The sequence below is a fragment of the Bacillus sp. FAU20 genome, assembly GCF_056033865.1.
In genome coordinates this window covers 1-4,926 of the sequence record NZ_JBVYHY010000005.1, presented here as the reverse complement: position 1 = coordinate 4,926, position 4,926 = coordinate 1, and the positions used below count along the sequence as shown (strand labels likewise).

Annotated in this window: 3 protein-coding genes, 1 rRNA gene and 2 pseudogenes; 1 reads left to right on the top strand and 5 read right to left on the bottom strand. The window is 35.9% G+C overall.

Annotated features, from left to right (window positions below; translation table 11 throughout):
- Positions 1–95 precede the first annotated feature (95 nt).
- From uppP to AC0OM3_RS07675, 5 genes and pseudogenes are all read right to left on the bottom strand, one after another.
- Positions 96–458, bottom strand: a pseudogene (uppP, locus tag AC0OM3_RS07695) (undecaprenyl-diphosphate phosphatase UppP); the annotation flags it as partial.
- Between the two features lie 17 nt (positions 459–475).
- A complete protein-coding gene (locus AC0OM3_RS07690) occupies positions 476–1,213 on the bottom strand; it encodes an ABC transporter permease (RefSeq protein ID WP_474211288.1) in 738 nt (245 codons plus the stop codon).
- Entirely contained in the window at positions 1,206–2,135 is a 930-nt protein-coding gene (locus tag AC0OM3_RS07685; RefSeq protein WP_000187942.1) for an ABC transporter ATP-binding protein, read from the bottom strand. Before AC0OM3_RS07685 ends, AC0OM3_RS07690 begins: the two co-directional genes overlap by 8 nt.
- Before the next feature lie 68 nt (positions 2,136–2,203).
- A pseudogene (locus AC0OM3_RS07680) lies at positions 2,204–3,218 on the bottom strand (sensor histidine kinase).
- Complete coding sequence (locus AC0OM3_RS07675) at positions 3,205–3,921, bottom strand: response regulator transcription factor (protein WP_000651981.1); 717 nt, start codon at positions 3,919–3,921, stop codon at positions 3,205–3,207. The pseudogene AC0OM3_RS07680 and the gene AC0OM3_RS07675 overlap by 14 nt, the downstream one beginning before the upstream one ends.
- A gap of 477 nt (positions 3,922–4,398) precedes the next feature.
- On the opposite strand from AC0OM3_RS07675, the gene AC0OM3_RS07670 reads away from it, so the two are divergent.
- A 16S ribosomal RNA gene (locus AC0OM3_RS07670) occupies positions 4,399–4,926 on the top strand; the annotation flags it as partial.

The following is a 4,926-nucleotide window of genomic DNA, read 5'->3' as shown; positions in this document are numbered from 1 at the left end:
TTTGCTGGCATTGCAGCCATTGACCACTGCCATGTATAAAAGTACCGTTTTCGCATTTATCGTGAAACGCTTTCGCGTTTTTCGTGCGCCGCTTCACCTGCTACAAGTCCAATCACAACAGTGTATGGCTGAAATAAGTAAGTTTTAATAACATCATGTAGTAGCAAACCAGCAACTACTGCCGGAAATACGCCAAGAAATACATGGAACGCGTTGAATTTTTTCTCTTTGCGTAGAAGAGGCTTAATATTACATAAAGAAACGAGGCGTTTATGATATAAAATTGCAATAGCTAAAATTGCGCCTAGCTGAATAACAATTTCAAACGTTTTTGCTCTTTCTCCTTCAAAGCCTAATAAATGCCCGACTAATATAAGGTGGCCAGTAGAGGATATAGGTAAAAATTCAGCTAATCCTTCTACAATACCGAGTATGAAGGCAATAATGATATCGCTCATAGTTTCACTCCTATAAATTAATGAATGTCTACTTTCTTAAAATAGAATAGTGTTGCAATAAATCCGAAAATTGCTGTTGCTGCAATGATGATATAAGAATACTCTGGTGGATATGTCGGTTGTAATTCATTATTTGCAATATCTAGAGTAGCGGTCCACGGAAATAAATCTTTATGTTTGGAGTTTACGAGCATAAGATTCATCATTGTAATAATGACTGTTAATATAATAGGCGGTACATAGCTCTTCATTACAAGAGTTAATAGCACAATAGGTAAAGACAATAGAAAGAGAAGTCCACCACATATTAAAAATTTTAGGAAAGAACCTAAAAGTAAAGTAATGTTAAAACCAGGGAAGTTCCCCAATAGCCCTAATACTACAGTAAGCGACCAAGCGACTAAAGTTAGCATCATAATCCAAAGGAAGAGGATGATGAACTTACTTATAATAAAACTAATGCGCGACACGGGGATAGTTAGTAAATTTTTTAGTGTATCTTCTGCATATTCGCGGGTAAACATATAAGCAACAACTACTCCGTATAAAGGGAATCCTATAACTAAAGTAGTATATAAGTTAACGTCAGTGAATAACTGGTGGAACCAAATAGTCGGAGTTGGCTGTTTTGTTTTTATATGTATATAAGAGGCTACTACGACTAAGAAAGGTGCGACACCAGCTCCAATAATGCTAATTAAAAACATATTAGAGCGTTTTAGTTTTAATAGTTCTGTATAGAGTAGATTAACCAATTGTCCCACCTCCAACTAGTTTGGTGAAATAATCTTCTAATCTGTCTTCACTGATCATCATTTTTAATACTTCGATATCATTAAGAACGAATGTTCTGTTGATGTATCCTTGTTGCCCAAAATGAGAGTAAATGCGAATATTCCCTTCATCATGTACCTCATAATCGAAAATTTGAAATTGATTTTCTAATAGCATCGCAGCTTTATTGTCATTATTCACCTGAAATTCTATGTACTTACGGTTTGCTTTGCGCAGCTTATCAAGAGAAACTTCTTCTAGTAACCTTCCTTCGTGAATAATTCCGATACGATCAACTAACTGTTCTACCTCTGCTAAAATGTGACTAGAAATGAGTATCGTTATATTCCTTTCTTGAGCTAAAGAATGAATAAGTTTTCGCATTTCTTTAATACCGATGGGGTCTAGTCCGTTAGTCGGTTCATCTAATATGAGTAGTTCGGGATAATGGAGAAGAGCGCGTGCAATTCCTAGGCGCTGCTTCATGCCTAGAGAATACTTTCCTACTAACTTTTTTGTTTCATGCTGCAAGCCCACTATTTCTAATGCTTCTTCAATAGCATTCTTTTTGTAAACCCCGATTATCTTTGCATTAATTAATAAGTTTTCTTTTGCAGTTAAGTTTTCATAAAACCCTGGAACTTCAACGATAGAACCAATTCTACTTAAAATATCTTTTTGATTTTGAAATAAGTCCTCTCCGAATATTTCGATAGTTCCACTTGTAGGCTTTATAAGACTAAGCAGCATACGAATGGTTGTCGTTTTACCAGCACCGTTACGTCCTATGAATCCATAAATTTCTCCTTGTTGAACGTTAATATTTAGATTATCTACGGATTTTTGCTTGCCATATACTTTAGTAAGATTAGTCGTTTTTATAATTGTGTTTATAGGAGTCACCTACTTTCTATAAGTTCTTATTTACATGATAAAAAGGAAGGCTTAACTGCATATTAATCATTTCTTAACTATTTCTTAAAAGTATTGTGTTTTGGAATGGAAAAGCCAAAAGTGGTTCGTTCCCATGGAATACTTTTAACCCATATATGCCCACCATTCCTCTCAACGAGCGCTTTAGAAATAGAAAGTCCGAGCCCGCTACCACCAAAAGACGAGTTTCTTGATTGTTCGCTTCGGTACATTCGCTCGAATACGTTTTGTAAATCATGTTTTGGAATACCAGGACCTTTATCCCAAATAAGAAGTTCATATGCTGCATCCGTTTCTAGTAGTTCGACTCCTATTGTTTTCCCATTCTTTCCGTAATAAATGGCATTTTTCATTAAGTTACCTATAATCCGCATAAGGCTTAGGTGATCTGCAATGATAGGACAAGTAGACTCTGGTATAAGAACTTGTAGTTTAATATTATGTTTTGAGAGTTCGGGTAAAAACTCGATCAAAGCTTCTCTAGTAACTTCAGAAAAGTCGAGTTTTTCTTCTTTTAGTGGAAATTCATTAGCGTCTAGCTTTGCCATATTGAATATTTCATCAACTAGGTGCTTTAAGTTATTTGATTTCATATAAAGTATTTTAAGATATTCTTGCTTTTCTATTTCAGAAGCAGCAACCCCATCTTTTAAAGCATCGATATATCCAATAATGGAGGTGAGTGGTGTTCGGATATCGTGTGAGATACTAGATAAAAGTTGTTTTCTAGATTCCTCAGACCTTTTTTGCTTTAATCCGAACCTTTTCTAATTCAGCTATTAGTTCGTTTATTGAAAAAACGATATTATGTAACGATTGATCATTACTTGTGAATAATCTCGTTTGTAAATTCCCCTTTAGTGCACGACTTAATTTAGTGTCTATTGATTTGCGATTTTGAATGAATTGTATTCTTGAAAAGAAGAGATACATTGTAATTAAGATAAGGGTAATAAATAAAGAAATTTTTACTTTTGGATCCATTTGTATATTTAAAAGCCCGTAAATGATAAGTTGTAATGAAATAAGGAAGAGGATTTTATCGATCTTCAAGCTTTTCACCTACAAACTTATAACCAATTCCCCATACAGTTTGAATGAATTTTGGATTGGAAGGATCGATTTCTATTTTCTTTCTAAGTTTTCGAATGTGTACCATAACGGTATTATCATCTTCTATATAATTATCGTCCCATACATTGCGGAAGAGCTGTGTTTTTGTAAATACTTGTCCTGGGTTTGAAGTAAAGAATTTTAATAGTTCTAATTCTTTTCCGGTTAAGCTGATTTCTTCTTTATTTGTGTGAACTGTATATGTATTTAAATTGATAGTTAGTCCTTTAAAAGCTAAAGTTGTCTGCTCTTGTACACTAATGTTACTTCCAAGAACGAAAAAACGCCGTATAAGAGCTTTGACTCGTGCAACCACTTCGTGAATGCTGAAAGGCTTCGTAATGTAATCATCAGCACCAATGCTTAAACCTAAAATTTTATCGACTTCGTGATCTTTAGCGGTTAGCATTAATATCGGTACGTTAGTTTTATCCCTTAGCTTTCTACATACTTCGATACCATCTACTTTCGGCATCATAAGATCTAATATAACGAGGCTATAGTTGTTTTGATTAAATAACTGTAAGGCTACTTCGCCATCAATCGCAGTATCTACCATATATAATTCTCGTTCTAAATATATTTTTAGTAAATTACGGATTTCTTTATCATCGTCTGCTATAAGGATACGTATATCTTTCATATCTTCACCTACTTCTAATGGATTTCATTGATGGTACAACAACACTCTAATTATATACTAGTATTTGTTAAAATAAGATTAACAGTTTTGGGGAAGGAAATATTCAAGCAAATTAAGCCTAGGGTCAAAGTAAATTGAATATGTTTTGCGAGAATAAATTAAAGAGAAGCAGAAGGTAGTTTTACGGTAATGAATTTTTGTAGGGACGTATATAGCCAAAAGAGCGTAAAAAACATTTAATTGAATATCTTTATAAAAAGTGTTGACGATTAGAGTATAGAGGTGTAATATAGAACAAGTCGCCGATGACAACAACGTCGAAAGTGACAAACGAAATAAAAAACTTAGTTGACATTGAAAGATGAAAATGTTAACATAAGGAAGTCGCAAATAAGCGACTAAGTAGTTCTTTGAAAACTGAACGAAACAAACAACGTGAAACGTCAATTTTTATTTTAGATGCTAGACAAACTAACTTTATTGGAGAGTTTGATCCTGGCTCAGGATGAACGCTGGCGGCGTGCCTAATACATGCAAGTCGAGCGAATGGATTAAGAGCTTGCTCTTATGAAGTTAGCGGCGGACGGGTGAGTAACACGTGGGTAACCTGCCCATAAGACTGGGATAATTCCGGGAAACCGGGGCTAATACCGGATAACATTTTGAACCGCATGGTTCGAAATTGAAAGGCGGCTTCGGCTGTCACTTATGGATGGACCCGCGTCGCATTAGCTAGTTGGTGAGGTAACGGCTCACCAAGGCAACGATGCGTAGCCGACCTGAGAGGGTGATCGGCCACACTAGGACTGAGACACGGCCCAGACTCCTGCGGGAGGCAGCAGTAGGGAATCTTCCGCAATGGACGAAAGTCTGACGGAGCAACGCCGCGTGAGTGATGAAGGCTTTCGGGTCGTAAAACTCTGTTGTTAGGGAAGAACAAGTGCTAGTTGAATAAGCTGGCACCTTGACGGTACCTAACCAGAAAGCCACGGCTAACTACGTGCC